The 20,315-nt window shown below is 64.2% G+C and carries 16 protein-coding genes; 10 read left to right on the top strand and 6 right to left on the bottom strand.

Annotated features, from left to right (window positions below):
• Positions 1 to 63: 63 nt before the first annotated feature.
• Positions 64 to 702, bottom strand: a complete 639-nt coding sequence (locus H5T74_08060) for an MBL fold metallo-hydrolase (protein ID MBC7230327.1) — start codon at positions 700 to 702, stop codon at positions 64 to 66.
• Between the two features lie 273 nt (positions 703 to 975).
• Between H5T74_08060 and H5T74_08055 the strand changes: the two genes are divergently transcribed.
• A complete protein-coding gene (locus H5T74_08055; protein MBC7230326.1) occupies positions 976 to 1,692 on the top strand; it encodes a response regulator in 717 nt (238 codons plus the stop codon).
• A gap of 105 nt (positions 1,693 to 1,797) precedes the next feature.
• Here the strand turns inward: H5T74_08055 and H5T74_08050 are convergent, their stop codons facing one another.
• Entirely contained in the window at positions 1,798 to 3,810 is a 2,013-nt protein-coding gene (locus H5T74_08050) for an FAD-dependent oxidoreductase (protein MBC7230325.1), read from the bottom strand.
• Between the two features lie 431 nt (positions 3,811 to 4,241).
• Here H5T74_08050 and H5T74_08045 point away from each other — a divergent pair, with 431 nt between their 5' ends.
• Positions 4,242 to 6,020: a glutaconate CoA-transferase gene (locus H5T74_08045; protein ID MBC7230324.1), complete on the top strand. Its 1,779-nt coding sequence runs from the start codon at positions 4,242 to 4,244 to the stop codon at positions 6,018 to 6,020.
• Between the two features lie 41 nt (positions 6,021 to 6,061).
• On the opposite strand, the gene H5T74_08040 is transcribed toward H5T74_08045, so the two are convergent.
• Together H5T74_08040 and H5T74_08035 are read right to left on the bottom strand one after the other, a co-directional pair.
• A complete protein-coding gene (locus H5T74_08040; GenBank protein MBC7230323.1) occupies positions 6,062 to 6,202 on the bottom strand; it encodes a hypothetical protein in 141 nt (46 codons plus the stop codon).
• A gap of 88 nt (positions 6,203 to 6,290) precedes the next feature.
• On the bottom strand, positions 6,291 to 7,235 hold the full coding sequence (locus H5T74_08035) for an ADP-ribosylglycohydrolase family protein (GenBank protein ID MBC7230322.1): 945 nt from the start codon (positions 7,233 to 7,235) through the stop codon (positions 6,291 to 6,293).
• Between the two features lie 88 nt (positions 7,236 to 7,323).
• Here H5T74_08035 and H5T74_08030 point away from each other — a divergent pair, with 88 nt between their 5' ends.
• Positions 7,324 to 8,547, top strand: coding sequence for a hypothetical protein (locus H5T74_08030; GenBank protein MBC7230321.1), 1,224 nt, complete (start codon positions 7,324 to 7,326; stop codon positions 8,545 to 8,547).
• Positions 8,548 to 8,663: 116 nt separating this feature from the next.
• Here the strand turns inward: H5T74_08030 and H5T74_08025 are convergent, their stop codons facing one another.
• The gene (locus H5T74_08025) at positions 8,664 to 9,464 is read right to left on the bottom strand and encodes an alpha/beta hydrolase (protein MBC7230320.1); all 801 of its coding nucleotides are present in this window, start codon (positions 9,462 to 9,464) and stop codon (positions 8,664 to 8,666) included.
• A 497-nt stretch (positions 9,465 to 9,961) separates the two neighbouring features.
• Between H5T74_08025 and H5T74_08020 the strand changes: the two genes are divergently transcribed.
• A complete protein-coding gene (locus H5T74_08020) occupies positions 9,962 to 12,418 on the top strand; it encodes a HEAT repeat domain-containing protein (protein ID MBC7230319.1) in 2,457 nt (818 codons plus the stop codon).
• A 201-nt stretch (positions 12,419 to 12,619) separates the two neighbouring features.
• Positions 12,620 to 13,675, top strand: coding sequence for a DUF362 domain-containing protein (locus H5T74_08015; protein ID MBC7230318.1), 1,056 nt, complete (start codon positions 12,620 to 12,622; stop codon positions 13,673 to 13,675).
• 60 nt (positions 13,676 to 13,735) lie between these two features.
• Here H5T74_08015 and H5T74_08010 read toward each other — a convergent pair whose 3' ends face one another.
• Positions 13,736 to 14,509: an SDR family oxidoreductase gene (locus H5T74_08010; protein ID MBC7230317.1), complete on the bottom strand. Its 774-nt coding sequence runs from the start codon at positions 14,507 to 14,509 to the stop codon at positions 13,736 to 13,738.
• 307 nt (positions 14,510 to 14,816) lie between these two features.
• On the opposite strand from H5T74_08010, the gene H5T74_08005 reads away from it, so the two are divergent.
• The 5 genes from H5T74_08005 to H5T74_07985 all read left to right on the top strand — a co-directional run bounded on the left by H5T74_08005 (position 14,817) and on the right by H5T74_07985 (position 20,313).
• Positions 14,817 to 15,689, top strand: a complete 873-nt coding sequence (locus H5T74_08005) for an ABC transporter permease (GenBank protein MBC7230316.1) — start codon at positions 14,817 to 14,819, stop codon at positions 15,687 to 15,689.
• Between the two features lie 38 nt (positions 15,690 to 15,727).
• A complete protein-coding gene (locus H5T74_08000) occupies positions 15,728 to 16,996 on the top strand; it encodes an ABC transporter ATP-binding protein (protein MBC7230315.1) in 1,269 nt (422 codons plus the stop codon).
• A gap of 127 nt (positions 16,997 to 17,123) precedes the next feature.
• Complete coding sequence (locus H5T74_07995) at positions 17,124 to 18,065, top strand: glycosyltransferase (GenBank protein MBC7230314.1); 942 nt, start codon at positions 17,124 to 17,126, stop codon at positions 18,063 to 18,065.
• A gap of 9 nt (positions 18,066 to 18,074) precedes the next feature.
• The gene (locus tag H5T74_07990) at positions 18,075 to 18,956 is read left to right on the top strand and encodes a hypothetical protein (protein ID MBC7230313.1); all 882 of its coding nucleotides are present in this window, start codon (positions 18,075 to 18,077) and stop codon (positions 18,954 to 18,956) included.
• Between the two features lies 1 nt (position 18,957).
• The gene (locus H5T74_07985) at positions 18,958 to 20,313 is read left to right on the top strand and encodes a nucleotide sugar dehydrogenase (GenBank protein ID MBC7230312.1); all 1,356 of its coding nucleotides are present in this window, start codon (positions 18,958 to 18,960) and stop codon (positions 20,311 to 20,313) included.
• Positions 20,314 to 20,315: the final 2 nt, after the last annotated feature.

Raw genomic sequence — 20,315 nt, 5'->3', positions numbered from 1 at the left:
CGCAACGTGTCGTTACAGAGATAACTTACACGGCGGGGAGGGATTTTCCTTCAGACCCGGACTTCATATGCCCATGAGAAAGGGGTTGGTCCGCTTCTCCCAGCCCACCACGGTGGCGTCCATGTGCCCGGGGAGGATGCGAGTGTCGCTGGGGAGGGTGAAGACCTTCTCCTTCACCGAGCGCAGCAGCGTCTGCATGGACCCGCCTGGAAAATCCGTCCGCCCGATGGAGCCGCGGAAGATGAGGTCGCCGGCGAAGAGCACCCCGTCGGTCAGGAAACACACGCTCCCGCCGGAATGGCCGGGGGTGAGGAGCACCTTGAACCGCATGCCCGCAAGGTCCAGCTCCTGCCCGTCCTCCAGGGGCAGGAACTCCTCGGGAAGCTCCAGCTTTTCCAGCCCCAGCATACGCAGGAGCATGGGGGGGATGTGCGCGAGCAGGCGGGCGTCCTCCTGGTGCATGTAGCACGGAGCCTCGGTGGCGTCGGCGATCTCCTTAAGGCTCAAAAGGTGGTCGGGGTGGCCGTGGGTGAGCAGGATGGCTTTCAGCTCCAGCCCCTCCTTCTCCAGGTGGTCGAGGACCTGGGAGGCCGCGACGCCCGCGTCCACCAGCACCGCTTCCCGGCGCTCCTCGTTCACCACCAGGTAGGTGTTGCTCCCGAACCCGTAATCGCAGAAGGTCACGATATCCAATCCAGGCACCTCTCCTTCAAGGTCGCTGTCGGTATATGAACGGGACCTGTCACGGGGTGAATTATAGAGCAACGCGGCCGGGAGGCGAAAGGAAGGCGGTCAAAGTCACGGCCCCGCCTCTGCACGGGCGGCACCGGTCATTGGATGGGAAAGGACGCTAAGGCGGCGGGAGGCGGGAGGAAGGGGAGAGCGTCTTTGTATGCCGGTTTACGCGGTGTACCGCGCTTGCTAATGCCCGATGACGCGACGTCCGATGTTAACTACGGTGATATCATGCAGGAGATGAGGAACACGCGAAAAGAGCTGGTCCTGTACATAGACGACAGCGGTGTGGAGCGCGAGATCGTGCGCGGCCTACTCGAGGCCGTGGGGTTCGAGGTCATGGCCACGGGGAACGCGGACGCGGCGCTGCGCTTCGCCGAACGGCGCCGCCCGGACCTCGTCCTGCTCGACCTGCACATGCCGGGAAGAAGCGGCGGCTCGCTGGCCGAGGGATTGCGCGACGTGCCGGGGCTGCGGGACGTGCCCGTGGTGGCCCTGAGCGCCACCATCAGGGAGGAGGAGAGGAAGGATGTCCTGGCCCGCTTCGACGGCTTCATCAAGAAGCCGGTGGATCCCGAGGCCTTTCCCATGCAGGTGCGGGAGTTCATCGCTTCCGGCAGGCTGGAAGAGGCCGGAGGATGCGCGGGGGAAGAGGGCCGGAAAGCCGCGGGACCCGAAAGGGCCGTCACCGCTTCCGGTGAAGATGCCCTGGAGGAGGCCCTGCGGACCCTGGAGGAGATCCGCTCCGTGATGTCCCACGACCTGCGCACCCCGCTCACGGTGATCATCTCCTACGCCGGCACGGTGGGCAAGGAGAAGGCCGGTCCACTGAACGAGCAGCAGAAGGCGATGATGGATACGGTGGTGGAGCACGGCTTCAAGATGGACGCCATCATCTCCGACCTCGTGCGCCGCGCCCGCACTACCCTCGACCGACACAAGGGTTCAGGCTCGTAAAGCCGTCATGACGTGGGCGGCCCCGTTCTCTCTTGCCGTGGATGAAGGCGCTGTGCCCCTGGAACCCATGACATGGACATCCATTCCGTATCCAGGGGATGACCCCTATATCCGGAGGCCGACCTCGTAACCCTCCTGGATGGCCTCTATGGCCTTGCGAGCCGCCTTGGCGTCGCCTACCACGTAGACATCCATGCCGGAATCCTTGAGCTCCTCGTAAAGCTCACCGGCGGGGCACGAGCCGGCGGCGATGATCACCGTGTCGGCGGGGATCTCCTCCTCGCGGCCGTCCACGTCGATGACCACCCTGTCCTTCTCGATGCGCTTCGCCACCGCGTTCCTGCGTATCTCTATACCGAGGTTGCGCATGTCCTGCAGGATGGTCCAGCGGGTGGAGATGCCGACGTCGCGGCATACCTTGTCCAGCATCTCGATGACCGTGACCTTTTTGATGCCGCGGCTGCACAGCTCGCGCAGGGTCTCCACGTCCTCGCCGTTGTTCATGAAGAGGTAAAGAAGGGTATCCCCGGAGATGGTGCCGATGCTGGCCACGTACATGGCGGTCTCCGAGCCCACGGCGCCTCCCCCGATGATGACGATGTTGCTGCCCTCGGGGTCCTCCCTGCCCTCCAGGACGTCCCAGGCCATGACCACGTTGGGCCCATCGATTCCCGGGATGGGGGGGACGGCCTGGCGCGCCCCCGTGGCCACCACCACGGCGTCGAATCCCTCGCGCTTGAGCATCTCCGCCGTGGCCTCCGTCTCCAGGCGGAGCTCCACCCCCGCGCCGTCCAGCTGGACGTCGAGGTCCTCCACAGCCGTCCAGAACTCCTCGCGCCCCGGCGGCACGGCGGCGAGGTTGAGCTGTCCGCCCAGGACGTCGCTCTTCTCGAAAAGGGTCACCTCGTGGCCGCGCTGGGCCGCGGTCAGGGCGGCCTTCATGCCCGCGGGACCCCCGCCCACCACCGCCACGCGCTTCGGGGCCTTCGCCCGCTCCGGCTTGTATTCGAGTTCGCGCCCGGCGCGGGGGTTGAGCATACAGGTTACCGGCTGCAGGTAGAAGACATGGTCGAAGCAGCCCTGGTTGCACCCTATGCAGTGGGTTATCTCCTCGTACCTCCCCTCGGCCGCCTTGAGGGCGATCTCGGGATCGGCGATGAGGCCGCGCGCCATGGCCACCAGGTCGGCCATGCCCATGCGCAGTATCTCGTCGGCCACGAAGACGTCGTTGATGCGGTTGGAGGCGATGACCGGGATGTTCACCTTCTGCTTGACCCCCGCCGCGAGGTAGGCCAGCCCGGCGCGGGGCACGGACATGGGGAGCTGCGGCACCCTGGTCTCATGCCAGCCGCCGGTGACGTTGATGAGGTCCACCCCGTGCTTCTCCAGCTCGGCGGCGAAGAGGGCCCACTCCCGGTTGGTGTTGCCGCCCTCGATGTAGTCGTGGCCCGCGATGCGGAAGCCCACCGTGAAGTCGGTGCCTACCGCCGCGCGCACCGCGTCCGCCACCTCCAGCCCGAAGCGCATGCGGTTCTCCCAGGAGCCGCCGTACTCGTCCGTCCGCAGGTTGGTGACCGGCGAGAGGAACTGGCAGATGAGGTAGCCCGTGCAAGCCAGCACCTCCACCATGTCGTACCCGGCCTTCTTCACCCGCAGCGCCGCTTCCGCGTAGGCCTGGATGGTGCGCTCGATGTCCTCGATCGTCATCTCGCGCGGTTCCTCGTTGGTGAAACGGGAGCGCACCGGCGAGGGGGCCACCGCCTGTCTCCCCTCCATGGTCATGGAGTGGGAGTAGCGCCCGGCGTGGTAGAGCTGGCAGGCCGCCGCAGCCCCGTGGCGCTTGATGGCCTCGGCGAGGATGGAATGTCCCTCGATGCAGGAGTCGTCGCGCATGTCCAGCAGCCAGTAGGCTCCGGCGTAATCGTCGATGATGCTCCCTCCCACGATGATGAGCCCGGTGCCGCCCCGTGCCCGCTCCTCGTAGAAGGCCACGATGCGGTCGTTCACCCTCCCGTCGGGGGTGAAGTTCAGGTGCATGGCGGTCATCACCATGCGGTTCCGGAGTTCCAGGTTGTGGACCTTGAGCGGCGTGAGCAGTTTCTTCAGCAACGACCTCATCTCCTTTATCGCTATACCCGGCGCTCTTGCGCCCGTCCGGCCTGGCGCACCGTCAGGCCCCCTCCCTTTTTCCATCCACGCGGCGGCCTTGCCTCGTTTTCCGCCTCCCCGGCGCATTGCCCGTGGGCGCTCCGGGTCTAGGCGGGGGAGGTGCAGGCGTCCTCTCCCCATGCCGATCCGCGGGCGGGGCAACTCGCCATGTCGAGCTCCACGGCGGCTCCTCTCGGGCTGCCAGGGATTTCCTGGATAAGATGCCGGCAAGGATCTCCGCTCTCCGGCTTTCCGGCAGCGGGCCTCCAGTCCGGACGCCGGAAGAGCGCTCCCGGAGCCGCCGTGCCGGCGCCTCCCGGCAGGTGCGGGACGCGCAGTGTGATATAGTATAGCAGAAATCCCGACGCCCGCGGCACGGGCGAAATTCGAGGTGGTTACCCATGTTCGGCGTTTTCGAGGAGCGGGTGGCGGACAAGGTCGAGCTGGCGGAGAAGGAGCCCTCCGGGAGCAAGGTCGCGGACCTGAAGGAGGCCGTCTCCACCCTTATCAGGCCCGCCATGCATCTGCATATCGGCCACGCCTACATGCGCCCCAACGCCGCGGTCTACGAGATCTGCCGCCGTTTCTGGGGCAGCGACCCGGGTTTTACCGTATCCTCCCTGGGGTTCATCGCCAACATGGTGCTCTTCGTGCGGGGAGGACTGGCGCGCAGGCTCATCACCACCTTCTGCGGCGATTCCTACCCCTTCCCCGGGCCCAACCGCATCTACCAGGAGGCCTTCCGCGCGGGGCGGGTGGAGATCGAGAACTGGACGGTGCTCACCCTGCCGCAGCGCCTCATGGCGGGGGCGCTGGGGGTGGAGTGGATGCCCACCCATTCCCTGCGGGGCAGCTCCATGCAGGAGGAGAACGCGGAGGATTTCCACCTCCTGGACCTGCCGGGGGGTGAGGTGGGGATGGTGCGGGCCCTGCGCCCCGACCTCACCCTGCTGCATGCCTGGGCGGCGGACGCGGCCGGCAACGTCCTACTCACGCCGCCCTACGCCGAGGGCGTGCACGCGGCTTTCGCGGCCCGGGAGGGAGTGCTGGTCACCGTGGAGGAGGTCGTCCCCACCTCCTTCCTGCGCCGCTACTCCCATTTCGTGAAGATACCGGGATACTTGGTGAGGGCGGTGTGCCCGGCTCCCCTCGGGGTGCACCCCTCGGGGGCCTCCAACCAGGGGTTAAAGGAGTTCGACGCCTATGCCGAGGACGAGGATTTCATGCTCGAGCTCAGGGAGGCGTGCCGCAGCGAGGAGAAGATGGAGGAATGGGTGAGGGAGTGGGTCCTGGACGTGGAGGACCACGACGCTTATATCGAGAAGCTCGGCTACGAGAGGATATGGCACCTCAAGGGCAGGGCGGCCTCGGATTCCTGGAAGTCCGAACTGGCTTCACGCGCCCCGGGGATCGACGCCTCCCCGGCATACAGCGCCGGAGAGCTCATGGTGGTGGAGGCGTCGCGCCTGCTCGCGGAGAAGGTGAGGAAGGAGGGGTACCGGGCCATCCTGGCCGGCATCGGGGCCTCCAACCTGGCCGCCTGGAAGGCGTGGTACGACCTGCGCCGCGACGGGATCGACGTGGACCTCATGGCGGAGGTGGGCTTCTTCGGATACGCCCCGCGCCCCGGGGACCCCTTCATCTTCAACTTCCGCAACATCCCCACCTGCACCATGCTCACCGACATCGTGACCGTGCTCGGGTCCATGGTGGGCGCCCGCAGCAGCCGCGCCATCGGGGCCCTGGGCGCGGGGCAGGTGGACCGAGCCGGCAACATCAATTCCACCAGACTGCCGGAGTACGGCCTCTTTCTGGTGGGCTCGGGGGGCGCCTGCGACGTGGCCCTGGGGGCGCGGGAGGTGCTGGTGACGGTGAGCCAGGACGGGCTGCGCACCCCGGAGCGCGTCTCCTATATCACCGCCCCCGGGGAAAGGGTGCGCACCCTGGTGACCACCATGGGGGTCTTCGAGAAACCCACGGACGGCGACGGATTCGTGCTCACGGCCTATTTCCCCGCGCTGGCGCCCTCGGAGCGCGAGGCGGTGGAGGCCATACGCGCCGCTTGCGGGTGGGAGCTCTCCGTGGCTCGCGGGCTGCGCAAGGTGGATGAGCCCACCCTCGACGAGCTCTACGACGTGAGGATCTTCGACCCCCGCCGCTACTTCCTGGGGGACGCGTAAGGCCTTCCCGGGTCAGCGGACCGATCGCTCCTCCCGGACCATCAGCCCCCGCCGATGGGCGTGAGGTTCACGTTGATGTTCTCCATCAGCTCCGCCACCGTCACCTTTGCCGGATCGATGCCGTTGGTCTTGATGTAGCGCGTGAGCAGATAGAGCATGAACTCGATCTCGGGCGTCTCCATGACCATCCCCCCTTTTGACCGAACGCCCCTTCTACGGTCATTTTATCCCCGCCGCGTGCCGCTCAAACCGCCCCGGGCACCCCCGGGCTCAGGGCCCGATCAGAGCGTGGATGCGCGCCGCGAGGTCCAGGATCTCCTCCGCCGCCTCCACTCCCCGCCTCCACCTCTCGGGTATGGAGGAAAGGCCGTTGAAGGCGCCGCTGATGGCTCCCGCCACCGCTCCGGTGGTGTCCGTATCCAGGCCGCCGCCCACGGCGCGGGAGAGGGTCTCCTCGAAGTCCTCCGGCGAGCGCAGGAAAGAGAAGAAGGCGCTGGCGACGGTCTCAACCACGTAGCCTCCGGTGCCCAAGCGCGCCAGCGCCTCCTCGCTCTCCATGCCCTGCCGCAGGAAGCGCTGCGCCAGCTCCAGCCTCTCCGCCACCCTTGAGTCCCCGATGAAGGCCGTGGTGTCGCCGATGAGGCTCGATGGCTCGAGGTCGCCGCGCGCCGCCCGGGCCACCGCGTAGGCGACGGCCAGGCCGCCCGCCACCGCCTCCGGGTTGTCGTGGGTGATGCGCGCGGATGCCTCGACGTCGGCGCGCAACCTCGCGAGGTCGAGGCAGTGCAGGAGACCCAGGGGAGCGATGCGCATGGCGGCTCCGTTGCCCGCCGCCATCTCGCCCCGCATGCCGCTCTCCCGCGCCGGGGCGCCTGCCTGCAGCCGCCGCATGGCATCGTAGGTGGCTCCGCCGATGCCCCTCCAATCCCCGGATTCGTACCAGGCCAGGAACGCCTGCGCCGTGTCCTCGAGGTCGAAGCCGCCCCTGGCCGCGATGCTGCGCGCCTGGCAGAGCATCATCTTGGTGTCATCCGTCCACTGACCCGCATCCAGCATCCTCCAAGGGGCGGCGAGGAAATCCCTCACCCGCCCGAAGCGTTTCCTTATCTCCGAGGCGCGCATGCCCTCCAGGGGCATGCCCAGGGCGTCGCCCACCGCCAGGCCCAGCAGGCATCCCTGGAACCTCTCCAACGACGGACCTCTTTTCTCCGACATCTCGTACCCTCCCCGGCTCTCGCTGTCGCCTCGATATTAGGTTAATATATTCGAGGGTTTGCGGCATGACGGAAAGAGGAGGTCCTTGATGCTTGGACCGCTTGAACTCGGCACCACCATAGGGGACGACCCCAATCCGGGCAGGAGGCAGGTACGTCTCTTCGACCTGCAGGGCGACCATTACGAGCTCGGTTACCAGCAGGGTCTGCAAATGGGGGAGGCGATAAGGCACCTGGTCGCGAGCCTGCCGGAGATCGAGGCCCTGCAGGTGGACAAACCCCCCTTGCTGCCGCTCAAGGCCTATCTCAACCTGGCGGCCAGGAGGGCGGTGGGCGAGATGCTCGACGACCTCGCGGAGCACTACCCCGACCAGAAGAACCGCTTGGAAGGTATCGCCAGGGGCGCAGACGTGGACATCTCCCACCTCTTCCTGGCGCTCTCGACCGAGCTGGCCATGACGCGGATAAACTACCGCCTCGGCGCCTGTACCGCCGCGGGAGTGGGCGCGGAGAGGAGCGCCCTGGGAGAGCCCATGCTGATCAAGAACTTCGATTACCCGGAGTCCTTCCGGCCCTATTACGTGACCCGCCTGTGCTCCTCTCCCTCCGTGGCCTCTACCCTCAGCGTCACCATCGCCTCCATGGCGGGATGCCACGACGGGATGAACGAACACGGGCTGTGCATCAGCTACAACTACGGACACGGCACGGACCTTCCCAAGGTGAACGTCCCCGTCTCCATACTGGTGCAGGAGGCGTTGGAAAGATGTTCCACCACCCGGGAGGCGGTCTCTTTCCTCGGCGAGGGCAAGCGCTGCGGAGGGGCCATCCTGCTGGTGGCCGATGCCTCGGGAGACATGGCCACGGTGGAGCTGTCCTCTAACTTCAGCGGCGTGAGGGAGCCGCAAGACGGGTTGCTCATCAACGCCAATCACTACCTGTGCCGCGACATGACCTCCTACGACATCCCGCGCAACGCCTATTACACCGGCAAGAACGTGCGGGCTATGCGGGGGGTGCGCGTACACGAGTCGAGCGAGCTCCGCTACGAAAGGGCGGAGATGCTGCTGGGCGCGCTGGAGACGGTGAGCATGCGGGAACTCCTCGACGTCTTCTGTGACCACGGCGAGAGCGGTCGGGGCGACGACAACACCATATGCCGGCACGGGCCATATTTCACCACTACCTGCTCCATCATCATGCTGCCGGGAAGCAGGCGCATGCTGGTGACCTACGGCCATCCCTGCGAGTCGGTGTTCACCGATTTCCTCGCTCCCTTCGCCTCGGCGGAAGCGACCGGTGCTCAGGAATGAAAACGGCCCGTGAGGCAGGTAGGGCGCGAGCGCATCGGCCCCGGACGGATGTGTCGACCGAACCCTGCGCGTCACGGAAGCCCCACGATCGAGCGCCCCGCGAGGCCTTTTCCGGATCACGGCTCCTCGGCTTCCAGGAATTCCCTCACCACGGCATTGAAGAGATCGGGACGTTCGCAGTGTGGGCAGTGCCCGCTCGCGGTGATCATGGCCAGGTAGGGACGTGGGAGCTCCTGCTTCTGCCGCAGGGCTTCCCCGGGATTCACGCTCCTGTCCTTGTCGCCGAAGACGATGAGGGTGGGGTTCGCCACCGCCCGCAGGTCCTCCGTGAGGTCCAGCTTCCTTATCATCCCCGCCGCGGCGGCGAGGGCGCCGCAGGTGTTCTTCAAGGCCGCCCTGACGTTGGCGCGCACGAACTCGAGGTCCTGGTACTCGGGCTTATGAAGCCCGCGGTAGAACATCCACTTGAGCACGCTTTCGTTGCGGAAACGGTAGGTGAGGGAGACCAGCCGGGGCAGACCGGGGAGGTAAGCCTTGAGTCCGATGCCGGCCCTGCGTGTGGGGGTGGATACGAGCACCAGCTTTCTCACCATTTCAGGCCGGGTCGCCGCGTAGCGCAGCGCGATGCATCCTCCCAGGGAGTGGCCGACGAGGTGAAAGGGCGGAAGGCGCAGGGCTTTCCTGAAGGATTCCAGGAAATCCGCCATGCCGTCCAGGTGGAAGGCGAAATCCCCCATCTCGGAATCGCCGTGGCCGGGAAGGTCGGGGGCTATGGCGCGGTGGCGCTGGCCCAGCGCCTTCAGGTTATGGAGCCACTGCTTGCCGGTGGCGTTCCAGCCGTGGAGGAGGATCACGGGGTCTCCTTTCCCCCGTTCCTCATAAGCTATCCTGGCTCCCCGGACCTTTACGCTTCCCAACCGCGCCTCTTTTCTCCTCGCGATCTTCGCCTTCACCGGCGCCCGATGGCCCTCGGTACGGGTCTCCCTTCCCCCGCGGGGACCTTCTCCTTTTCGGGCTTCACTGTTCGGAAAACCCCTCTTTGCGGCGATGCCCGCGGCATCCTGGATGACCATACTGTATCACGCCGCCGCATCGCGCCGCCCGCGGGAACGGGCAGCGGGGAGTGCGCCGGATCCCGGTGCCGCGAAAAGGCCCGGTGCGGCGCGCGCGGGGCACGCCGGCCCGACCGGGCTGCGCCTCGTATGTGCCGCGAGTATCCGCAGGGTCGGCCTCCCGCTTTCCCGGTGTCTCCATGCCGCCGTCCACGTCGCCAGGGCTGCACGCCTTCTCGGGATGCCGCCTGAGGACCGCGCTCACATCACGGTTCCCGGGGACGGGTTAAGTCGCCGTGCAAGGGATACCGATAGACAGTGTAGAAATCTGGGAAGAGCCACCGGGAAGCGGGAGAGAGGCCATGCCCGAAGACACAGCGGGATCGGCGAGCAGAGCGGGCGGCGAGGAGCTGGCTGCCCAGTCCATGTCCATCCTGGGATCGCTGCACGCCGCAATGGTCAACTTCCATCTCTATCCACCCACCTCCGAGATCGTGCATGAGTCCGTGGCCAGGGCGCTGGACGACCTGCGGGCGGCCCTGGGGGCCTGGGGGGGCATCACCTTCTGCGAGCTGGAGGGCAAGCTGCTCATCAACGAGAACCCGCTGGACGAAAGGGACCAGACGCGGCCCAACACCGTGGCTTTCCTCAAGGACCTTGCTCTCTGGGAGGCGCGCAGCATCACCTTCGAACGGGGCTTGGAGGAGGATGAGCTGCGCCGCTTCCTGGAGGTCTTCAGCAGCAAGCGCGCCGACCGCACGTTGGAGGGAAGCCTGGGCGCGATGCTCGCGGAAAGAGGCGTGGAGCACGTCAGGGTGGACGAGAAGATCTACGTCTCGCTCAGCAAGGACCAGGAGCTCGCTCCCGGGAAGCCCGGCAGGCGAGGCGACGAGGCTCTCGACCTCCTGAGAGACGAGGTGTTCGTCAGTTTCCTGGTGGGGAAGGCGCCCGAGGTGGAGGTCCCCCCGGAGGAGGTCTCCCGGCTCATGTCCGATCCGGAGCGCATCAACGCCGCCTTCGCCTCCATCATGATGGGCTTCGAGAGCTCGGGGGGCACGGTGGGGCCCGAGAAGGCGCGCCTCATCCGGGATACCGTGGACCGCATGTACGGCCTGGTGGAAAGGCTGGCGGACGAAAAGCTCAAGGAGATCCTGAGCGAGGAGATGGTGAACATCCTCGCGGCTCTGGAGGCCGAGACCCTGGTGGAGGTACTGGCGGAAGCCACCCCGCAGCTGGTCAAGGACCCCGCGGTGCGCAGGGAGATCGTCTCCTCCGTGGAGGGGGAGAACGTGCTCAAGCTGACGGACCAGGTGGTGGAGAAGTACCGCCGGCTGCTGGCGGAGCGGGAGAGCATGCCGCCCCAGGACTACGAGGACATAGCCGCGGTCCTCAACGCCATCATCGGCGACCTCTACGCCGAGTCGGACCCCGCCTACCACCCGGAGATAACCAGGCGGCTGCAGGAGTCGGGGCTTGTCGCCGAGCTGACGCGCAGCCATCCCGTGGCGGGTAAGGAGATGCGCATCTATGCCGTGGTCAGCGACATCAGGTCCTCGGGCTCGCTGCGCGCCCTGGAGGGGCTGTCCGACGAAGAGGTGATCGGGGTGGCCGGGAAGCTGCTGGAACTGGGCGAGGGCGAGCTGACCCGCAGGATCATCGCGGTCACCTCCCGCAACCTGGAGAGCGAGAGGGGCGATTTCCGCGCCCGGGCCTGCGGCTTCCTGCAGCAGCTGCATCTCTATCTCCGGGAGCGCGGGCACCGCGCTGAGATCCTCGCCCAGGCGGAGAGGATAAGGGCTCTGGCGGCAGGGGAGAGCGATCCAGGGGTGAAGGCGGGGTTGATGTCTCTCCTGGGAATACTTGCCAACGACCTCTTTCTCGAGGGGAGGCATGAGGAGTTCGCGCGGGTGTGCGAGTGGCTCATGGCCGCGGCGGAGGACGAGGCAGCGGGCGGCGAGACCAGGGCGGCCGCTTCCCGGGCCCTGGCGGGCCTCAATCCCTGGGACGTGGGCCGTCCCCTGGTGGACGCCCTCTTCGGGCGTGACGAGGGGCTGGCCGTCCTGGCGTCGCGGGTCCTGCGCTACATGGAGCCCACGCTGTCCGCGCAGGAGATCGTGGAGAAGGTCAGGGACGAGGAGGACATCGCCATCACCCCCCAGCTGGCGGAGGCCTGCCGGCACCTGGGAGAGGAGATATACCGGGACCTGGCCGGGCTGCTGGAGAGCAACGCCAGGGAGGAGGTGTACCAGAGGGTCCTGCGCCTGCTGGAGCTTATGGGCGGCAACACCGCGCTCTCCCTGGCCAGGTCCGTGCTCAACAACCCCATACCGGGAGTAAGGGCGCAGGCGCTGCGCGCCATGGCCAGGATATCCCCCGGCGACCCCACCCTGCTGCCCCATTTACTCTCGAGCCTGGAGGACGAGGACCCCGAGGTGCGAAGAGAGGCGGTGCGCGGGCTGGGGACGGTGGACGATCCCCGCTCCGTGGAGGTCCTGCTCTCCATCGTGCAGGGAAAGTCTCCCGCGGGGGGAGAGGAGCACCCGCGGGTTGAGGAGGCTGCATGCCTGGCCCTCGCCCGCCTGGGACCGGAAAAGGCCTTGGGGCCCCTGTCGGAACTGCTGCGCAGGAAGACCTTCGCGCTGCGTCGGAGGACGGTGCACCCCCGCGTGAAGGCGGCGGCCTGCTTCGCCCTGGGACAGATCGGGGGGGCGGAGGTGGCGGGTCTCCTCAAGGCTCACCTGGAAGACGACGACCCCATCGTGCGTAACGAGGCGCGCAAGGCGCTCGCGGAGATGCGCAAGCGAGGATACGCGGATTGAGCCCCGGGTCGAGGTCCCGGTTTGCCATTTTCATCCCCTCCGTGGAAGATTATGTTGATGCCCGGCCGGGCTCAGGGCGTTCCCGGACGAGGGATGATCTCTTTCCGGTAGAGCGATTAGACGCTGCCGGTCGAGGAGCGATGCTTTTCCGCTTGAGGAGCGAAAGGAGGGACGGGTTTGTCCGAGGTCTTTTTCGCGAACATGCGCTGCAGGCCGCACCGCGGCATGGTGGCCAAGCTGGCGGAGCTGGCCTCCCGGGCCGGCCTCGGCGAGGCGGTGAAGCGCAGGGACCTGGTTGCCATAAAGACCCATTTCGGCGAGGCGGGCAGCACCGCCTTCGTGCCCGTGGTGTACCTGCGCAGATTGGTGGAGGCGGTGAAGGAGGCGGGCGGCAAGCCCTTCGTGACCGACGCGGGGACCCTCTACGTGGGCAGCAGGTCCAACGCCGTCAACCATCTCCTGACCGCGGCGGCCCACGGGTTCACCCAGGAGTCTCTGGGCGCCCCCGTGATCATCGCCGACGGGCTTAAGGGGCACGACTTCGAGGAGGTGGAGGTGGAGGGGATGCTCCTGCAGCGCGTGAAGATCGCCTCCGCCGCCGTGCACGCGGACGCCCTGGTGGCGGTCTCCCACCTCACCGGACACGAGCTCACCGGCTTCGGGTGCGCCATCAAGAACGTGGGCATGGGGCTGGGCAGCCGGGGCGGCAAGCAGCAGATGCACTCCGACATCAAGCCGGAGGTGAACCGCGAGAGATGTACCGCCTGCGGGCAGTGCATCCGCTGGTGCCCCGCGGGGGCCATATCCCTTGCCGGCAAGGGCGGGGAGAGGAAGGCGGTCATCGACCACGAGCTGTGCATGGGGTGCGGGGAATGCACGGTGATGTGTTTCGAGGGCGCCATCGCCGCCCGTCTGGTCACCGACCTGGGCGTGGCTCAGCGCAAGATCGTGGAATACGCCATGGGCGCGCTCAAGGGCAAGGAGGAGAAGAGCGTCTTCTTCAACTTCCTCATGCGCATCACCCCCGCTTGTGACTGCTGGGATTTCAGCGACGCTCCTGTGGTGGAGGACATCGGCATCCTGGCGGGCCGCGATATCGTGGCCGTGGACCAGGCGAGCATGGACCTGGTCAACGAGCGGGCGGGACGCGACCTCTTCGGGGAGATGTTCCCCCAGGTGAAATGGCAGGACCAGCTTGCCTATGCAGAGGAGATGGGGCTGGGCAGCAGGAAATACGAGCTGGTGTCCATAGACTGAGGGACGGAGGGATCTAGGGCTGGGTGAACGGCTTGGGACAGGCCCGCCCGCGGGCACTGCCTACCAGCAGGTCCAGCCTCCGTCCACGGCGAGCACCGCCCCGGTGATGTAGGAGGCGGCCTCGGAGGCGAGGAAGACCGCCGCGGGGGCGATCTCGGACAGCTCCCCGGTGCGGCCCATGGGGATGAGCGACAGCACGCGCTCTCCCTCGCGGGGGTGCTCCAGCAGGCCCTCGGTCATCTCGGTGGTCACGAACCCAGGGCAGAGGGCGTTGACCCGGATGTTGAAAGGGGCGAGCTCCAGGGCCATGGTGCGGGTGAGCTGGATGACCGCCCCCTTGCTGGCGGCGTATGCGCTGCACTTGTACAGCGCCACCAGGCCGGCGGCGGAGGCGACGTTGATGATGCAGCCGCCCCCCTGCTCCTTCATCACCGGGATGACCCGCTGGGAGCAGAGAAAGACCCCCTTGACGTTGACGTCCATGATGAGGTCGTAGTCCTCTTCCCTGACCTTTTCCACGCGTGCGTAACTGGGGTTGAGGCCGGCGTTGTTGACCATGATGTCCAGGCGGCCGAACCTGCCCAGGACCGCGGAGAGCATGGCGTCGACGTCCTCCGCCCTGCTCACGTCGGCGCAAATCCCCAGCGCCCCGCAGCCCAGCTCCTCGATCTCCGCCGCGGTGGCGGAGAACTGGGCCTCGGTACGCGAGAAGACCGCCACGTCGGCGCCCGCCCGGGCCAGGGCTAGGGCGATGGCCTTGCCGATGCCGCGGCCCGCCCCGCTTACCGCCGCCACCTTGCCGGTGAGGTCGAAAGGGTTCTCTCTCATGGCCATCTCCTTCAGCCAAGCCGCAACGGCAGGATGTCACAGGAGCATTTTTTCACCTATCAAGCGGGTCGTAAAGCCACCTACCAGAAATCCAGGATCAGGTATTAACTTCAGTTCCTGCAGGCCCACACCGAATCTACATCTGGGCGCAAGAGTGGATGCCTTCTGAAGATAAAGGATAAGGTCGATTCAATGAACAGATAGATGGATAATATCATTGAGGTGTAACGACCCGTAAGAGTGTAATCTTATGCGTTAGGCTAGAGCTTTGAGAGGTTGCCGGATGATGGCTGAACAGGAAGGTATCGAGAGTATGCAGCGAAGCGGGGGCACGATCGGGGATTGCGTTAAGTTGGCGGAGAAGCCTGCTCTTACCCGCATAATGCCCACCAAAGGTTGGGCATCGCTGCGTCTCGGGGACATCTGGCAGTACCGCGAGCTCCTCTATTTCCTCACCTGGCGGGACATCAAGGTCAGGTACAAGCAGACCATCATAGGCGGCGCCTGGGCCATCCTGCAGCCCTTCATCACCATGGTCATATTCAGCGTCTTTTTCGGGAGATTGCTGGGCGTTCCCTCCGAGGGTATCCCATACCCCCTTTTCGTCTATTCTGCGATGATCGTATGGACCTTCTTCGCCAACGGAGTGGGTATGGCATCTACAAGCCTTGTGGCGGAAGCGAACATGATAAAGAAAGTCTATTTTCCGAGAATGGTTCTACCCTTGTCATCGATCCTCTCAGGAATGCTTGATTTCTTGCTCGCTTTCATTGTCCTGGTGGGCATGATGATCTATTACGGTAGAGGACCGACCCTGGCGGTGCTGTTCCTTCCGCTTTTCCTGTTGCTTGCGCTGGTTTCCACCGTGGGCGTGGCATTGTGGTTATCAGCGCTGAACGTTATGTATCGGGACGTGAAGTACGCTGTTCCCTTTCTTATGCAGGCATGGCTTTTCGCCACCCCGATCGCGTACCCGAGCGGCATTATTTCTTCCAGTGTCTGGAAAATGATCTACGGCATCAATCCTATGGCCGGGGTGGTGGAAGGTTTCCGCTGGGTGCTATTGGGCATGGAGGCCCGCATCGGGCCGATGATCGCAGTCTCGAGTGGGATGGCTGTCCTCATACTTGTAGGTGGCGCATATTTTTTCCGGCGCACCGAGAGGATCTTCGCCGATGTTGTCTAGGCAGGGTTGATGGGTACCGATGAGAAGGACATACAGATGTGAGCGAGCTGGCGATCCGTGTTGAGAAGCTGAGTAAAAAGTACCGTATCGGAGAAGCGCGGGCAGGTTATCGCACCTTGCGTGATAGCATGACCAGAGCCATCACGGCGCCCGTTCGCCGTTTGACTGGAATGCTGAAGGGCGAGGCATATGCGGGAGCCGATCTCGGTGAGAGCATCTGGGCTTTAAAGGACATAGAGTTTGAGATCAGGCAGGGTGAGGTTGTCGGCATTATCGGACGCAACGGAGCCGGGAAGACAACGCTGCTCAAGATCCTTTCGCGGATCACCGAACCCACCGAAGGTTATGCCGATGTGTGGGGTCGCGTCGGTTCCCTGCTTGAGGTAGGGGTTGGATTTCACCCCGAGCTGACGGGGAGGGAAAACATCTGGCTTAATGGGGCCATCCTCGGCATGAGGAGGACGGAGATCGAGAGGAAATATAACGAAATCGTGGAGTTTGCGGAGATCGAAAGGTTCATCGACACGCCGATGAAACATTATTCGAGCGGCATGCAGGTACGTCTAGCATTCGCGATAGCGGCTCACCTGGAACCCGAGATATTGCTCATAGATGAGGTGCTGGCTGTAGGCGATATCGAGTTCCAGAAAAAGTGCCTGGGGAAGATGAGCGAGATTTCCCGGGGCGGTCGCACTGTACTGTTCGTCAGCCACCAGATGAACCAGATTCGCAGGCTTTGCGAGCGCTGTTTCTGGATCCACAATGGATGCTTGGAACTCGACGGGCCTACGGTGGAAGTGGTCAGCGCTTACGAGGGGTCAGCGTCCACATTGACCTTGTGCGAAAGGGAATCGGCCGATGGGCAGGCCTCCCCCGCAACCCGCTTTCTCGATTGGGAGGTAATAGAACCGCGCATGCCCCAGAAGAACATGATCGCCACCCTGGGGCCCGTGGTCATCAGGATGAACGTGCGGGTCACCAAGCCTGTAGAGCACGGGCACCACGGGATCGCCCTTTTCAGTATGGATAATCAACTAATGTGGTCCTGGGCCATCGATAACCTCAAGTTGCAGCCGGGTATTAACGAGTTCATCTATCGTCTTCCGACTCTTCCGCTGAAACCGGGCACATATTCATGGCACGTCAGCCTATACGACGAGGGGGAGCTCCTCGATCAATGGCACTGTCCTCCTGAGTTGATCGTAGCCAGCGAACCCCTCACGCACCGGCTCGACCACTGGACGGGTATCCTGAACGTGCCGTGCGACTTCCAGGTCGCGTTAAAGAAGCGAGATGCACGAGGTTGATGCCGCGAGAACAGGGCTGGGTGCACCATTGATACTGGGTCGGTGAATGGATGAACAGGAACAAGAGTTATCGGGTTAATATTGGAGCCATCAAAGTATGAGTACCATGGATAACAAAGAGCCACTGGTGTCGATCGTCACGCCCTGCTACAACAGCGCCCGTTATATTCAGGGATGCATCGAAAGTGTGTTGGCGCAGGATTATCCCCGTATAGAGCATATCGTGCAGGACGGCGGCTCCACCGACGGCACCATAGAAATCCTGCGCCAGTATGACGGCCGCATAGACTGGATCTCAGAGCCGGACGAAGGCCAGGCAGACGGGCTGAACCGCGCCCTGCAGCGCTCGAAGGGCGAGATCATCCTGGTCCTTAACGCTGACGACGAGCTGCTCCCAGGCGCCGTTTCCTGGGCGGTCGAAAACATGGCCTGCTATCCGGATGCTGCGGTGGTATACGGGGATCTCCTCTTCATGGGGGAGAACGGGGAGGATCTTGGCATGTTTCTAGGGCCGGATCCCTATGATTTCAAGAAAGTGCTGTGCGTCGAACAGGTACCCCCTGCCCAGGCGGCCTTCATCCGCAGAACTCATTTCGAGCAGGTGGGGTTGTATGCTGATAAAAGTCTGGTAACGTGTCCCGACTACGAGATGTGGATCAGGATCGGCATGCGCTTTCCCATGAAACACATCCCCGGTTTCCTCGCCCGCTACCGTTTACACCCCGGGTCGGGAGGGCGCCAGATAGAGGAGATACCGAAGATGTACCAGACCAAGCGGATGGTGATGGACCGCGTCTTCGACGATCCCGAGACGCCGCTCGAGATCCGAAAATTGAGGAAGCGCGCCTACGCGGGAGTCGCCAGCTGGACCGCGGATACCCTGCTATCCATCGGCTACAGGTGGAAAGCTTTTCAGTATGCCCTCAAAGGTTACCTGGTAATGCCGGGCAAATACCAGGCATGGGTGCTGAGAAGGTACATGTTGCTGCTACTTCCGAGGCCTGTTCGCCGCTGGGTGGGACGCCAGGCCCTCAAGATTTTCGGCAGGATACCGTATGGAGCGGAATGAGGAGAGGCCGTGATAACCATATTCACCACCCTTAAGCCTTGCCGGGGGCAATTCGCGACCATCCAGAAAAATGCTGTCATGAGTTGGAGCCTCCTCTATCCCTCATGTGAGATAATCATTTTCGGAGATGAGGAGGGGACGGAGCAACTAACCGCGGAACTGGGATTGAGACATTATCACGACATCGTCTGTAACGAGCACGGTACGCCTCTCGTGAGCGCGCTCTTCATGGAGGCATCGCGCCTTGCGAGCCATTCGATCCTCGCTTACGTTAACGCCGATATTATCCTTATGAAGGACTTTATAGTGGCGGTCGAGGCGGTAAAGGACCTCGGCACTTTCCTCATGGTGGGGAGGAGGTGGGACGTGTCGGTCACCGAGCCCATCGACTTCTCGGAGGCGCGATGGGAGGAGGAGTTGCGCTCGGTCGTCGCCGAGAAGGGCAGGCTACATTCCGCGCAGGCCATCGACTATTTCGTCTTCAACCGGCAACTCTGGAAAGACGGCATACCCCCGTTTGCTATCGGTCGCACCGCATGGGACGGTTGGCTCATCTTCGATGCCTGCAGGAGGAAGGTGCCGGTCGTGGACGCCACGGAGGTGGTCATGGCGGTGCACCAGGACCATGAATATAATCTGTCTTCGGTTTCCTGCGAAAAAGGTGAGCACTGGAAGGGGCCGGAAGTTCGGGTAAACAAGAGGCTGGCCGGCCGGCAGGCGGTCAACAGCAGCAGCTCTGATGCCGGCCTGCTCCTCACACGGGAAGGCCTGAAACCTCGGAGGACTTCAGTGAGGTTGAGGAGGTTCGTGGTGCGGCACTGCCCCTCTCTGGCCACCGCAGTCGTCCGATCCGGCCGAAGAGTCGGTTTAATCAAGGAGAACGGAAAGTGAAATGCTGAAAACCAACAAGATTTCCGTCGTAGGTCTGGGAAAATTGGGCTCACCCCTGGCGGCCTGTCTTGCATCACGTGGGTTCGAGGTCGTAGGGGTGGATTCAAACCCCAGGGTGATAGAGGCGATGTCGGCGGGGCTGGCTCCTGTATTCGAGCCCGGTCTGCCTGAGCTCATCGCGGAGAACAAGAAGCGCATCACCGCCACCTCGGATTTCGAAGCGGCGGTTTCATGGACCGATACAACCTTCGTCATCGTCCCCACCCCCTCCGAATCTGGGGGGAGGTTTTCCTTATCCTATATGCTGGCTGCATGCGAGAACATCGGCAAAGCCCTACGTTCCAAAAGCGGCTATCACCTAGTGGTGATCACGTCCACTGTGCTGCCGGGGTCTACCGGAGGCCCCATAAAGGATGTTCTGGAGCAAAATTCCGGGAAAGCGTGCGGGAAAGATTTCGGCCTGTGCTACAATCCGGAGTTCATCGCCTTGGGCAGCGTCATCCGCAACACCCTGAACCCCGATTTCGTGCTCATCGGGGAGTCCGATGCGCGGGCGGGAGAGATGCTCCAGGGAGTCTACGAGCGCCTGTGCGAGAACGATCCCCCCATCGCCCGCATGAACATCATCAACGCCGAGATCACCAAGCTCGCGGTGAACACCTTCGTCACCACCAAGATCTCCTTCGCCAACATGCTGGCGCGCATCTGCGAGCGCCTGCCCGGCGCCGACGTCGACGTGGTCACCGAGGCGCTGGGGAAGGACAAGCGCATAGGGCACAGATATCTCAAGGGAGCGCTCGGTTACGGCGGGCCCTGCTTTCCCCGCGACAACCAGGCTCTCTCCTACGTCGCCCGCGAGGTGGGCGTCTCCGCCACCCTCGCTGACGCCACCGACGCCGTCAACCGCGCCCAGGTGGAGAATCTGGCGAAGGTGTTGAAGGAGCACCTGCCCCCGGGGGGAACCGTGGGTATACTCGGCCTTACCTACAAGCCCGAAACCAACGTGGTGGAAAAGAGTCAGGGCATGCTTCTGGCCAACCGTCTCGAGGAGGAAGGTATCCGCTTCTCATGCCACGACCCCGCCGCCCGTATCGAGGATATTGCGCGCGAGTTCGCCGGCTTCGAGGCCCTTATGCCGCTTGAGGAATGCATAAAGTCGTCGGACGTCGTCATCATTACCACTCCGTGGGAAGAGTACCGTAAAATGGACCTGGCCCTCTTTGGCGAGGGAGGGAAGAGCCGGGTGGTCATAGACTGCTGGCGCATTCTCGATCCCTCCGAGGTACGGCGTCACGCGACCTACCGTGCCCTGGGGGTCGGATACGGAGAGAAAGAGGAAACAATAGACGGAGGTTGATC

The organism is Actinomycetota bacterium (assembly GCA_014360645.1).
In the GTDB taxonomy this organism is placed as follows: Bacteria; Actinomycetota; Geothermincolia; order Geothermincolales; family RBG-13-55-18; genus Solincola_B.
The sequence above is the reverse complement of the archived record's forward strand: the minus strand, read 5'-3'. Positions and strand labels throughout refer to the sequence as shown.

Coding starts and splice junctions, on each gene's coding strand:
- H5T74_08045 (MBC7230324.1), top strand. CDS start 4,242: ATGTTCGGCGTTTTCGAGGAGCGGGTGGCGGACAAGGTCGAGCTGGCG.
- H5T74_08005 (MBC7230316.1), top strand. CDS start 14,817: ATGCAGCGAAGCGGGGGCACGATCGGGGATTGCGTTAAGTTGGCGGAG.
- H5T74_08055 (MBC7230326.1), top strand. CDS start 976: ATGAGGAACACGCGAAAAGAGCTGGTCCTGTACATAGACGACAGCGGT.
- H5T74_08010 (MBC7230317.1), bottom strand. CDS start 14,509: ATGGCCATGAGAGAGAACCCTTTCGACCTCACCGGCAAGGTGGCGGCG.
- H5T74_08030 (MBC7230321.1), top strand. CDS start 7,324: ATGCTTGGACCGCTTGAACTCGGCACCACCATAGGGGACGACCCCAAT.
- H5T74_08040 (MBC7230323.1), bottom strand. CDS start 6,202: ATGGAGACGCCCGAGATCGAGTTCATGCTCTATCTGCTCACGCGCTAC.
- H5T74_08015 (MBC7230318.1), top strand. CDS start 12,620: ATGCGCTGCAGGCCGCACCGCGGCATGGTGGCCAAGCTGGCGGAGCTG.
- H5T74_08035 (MBC7230322.1), bottom strand. CDS start 7,235: ATGTCGGAGAAAAGAGGTCCGTCGTTGGAGAGGTTCCAGGGATGCCTG.
- H5T74_07985 (MBC7230312.1), top strand. CDS start 18,958: ATGCTGAAAACCAACAAGATTTCCGTCGTAGGTCTGGGAAAATTGGGC.
- H5T74_08050 (MBC7230325.1), bottom strand. CDS start 3,810: ATGAGGTCGTTGCTGAAGAAACTGCTCACGCCGCTCAAGGTCCACAAC.
- H5T74_08020 (MBC7230319.1), top strand. CDS start 9,962: ATGCCCGAAGACACAGCGGGATCGGCGAGCAGAGCGGGCGGCGAGGAG.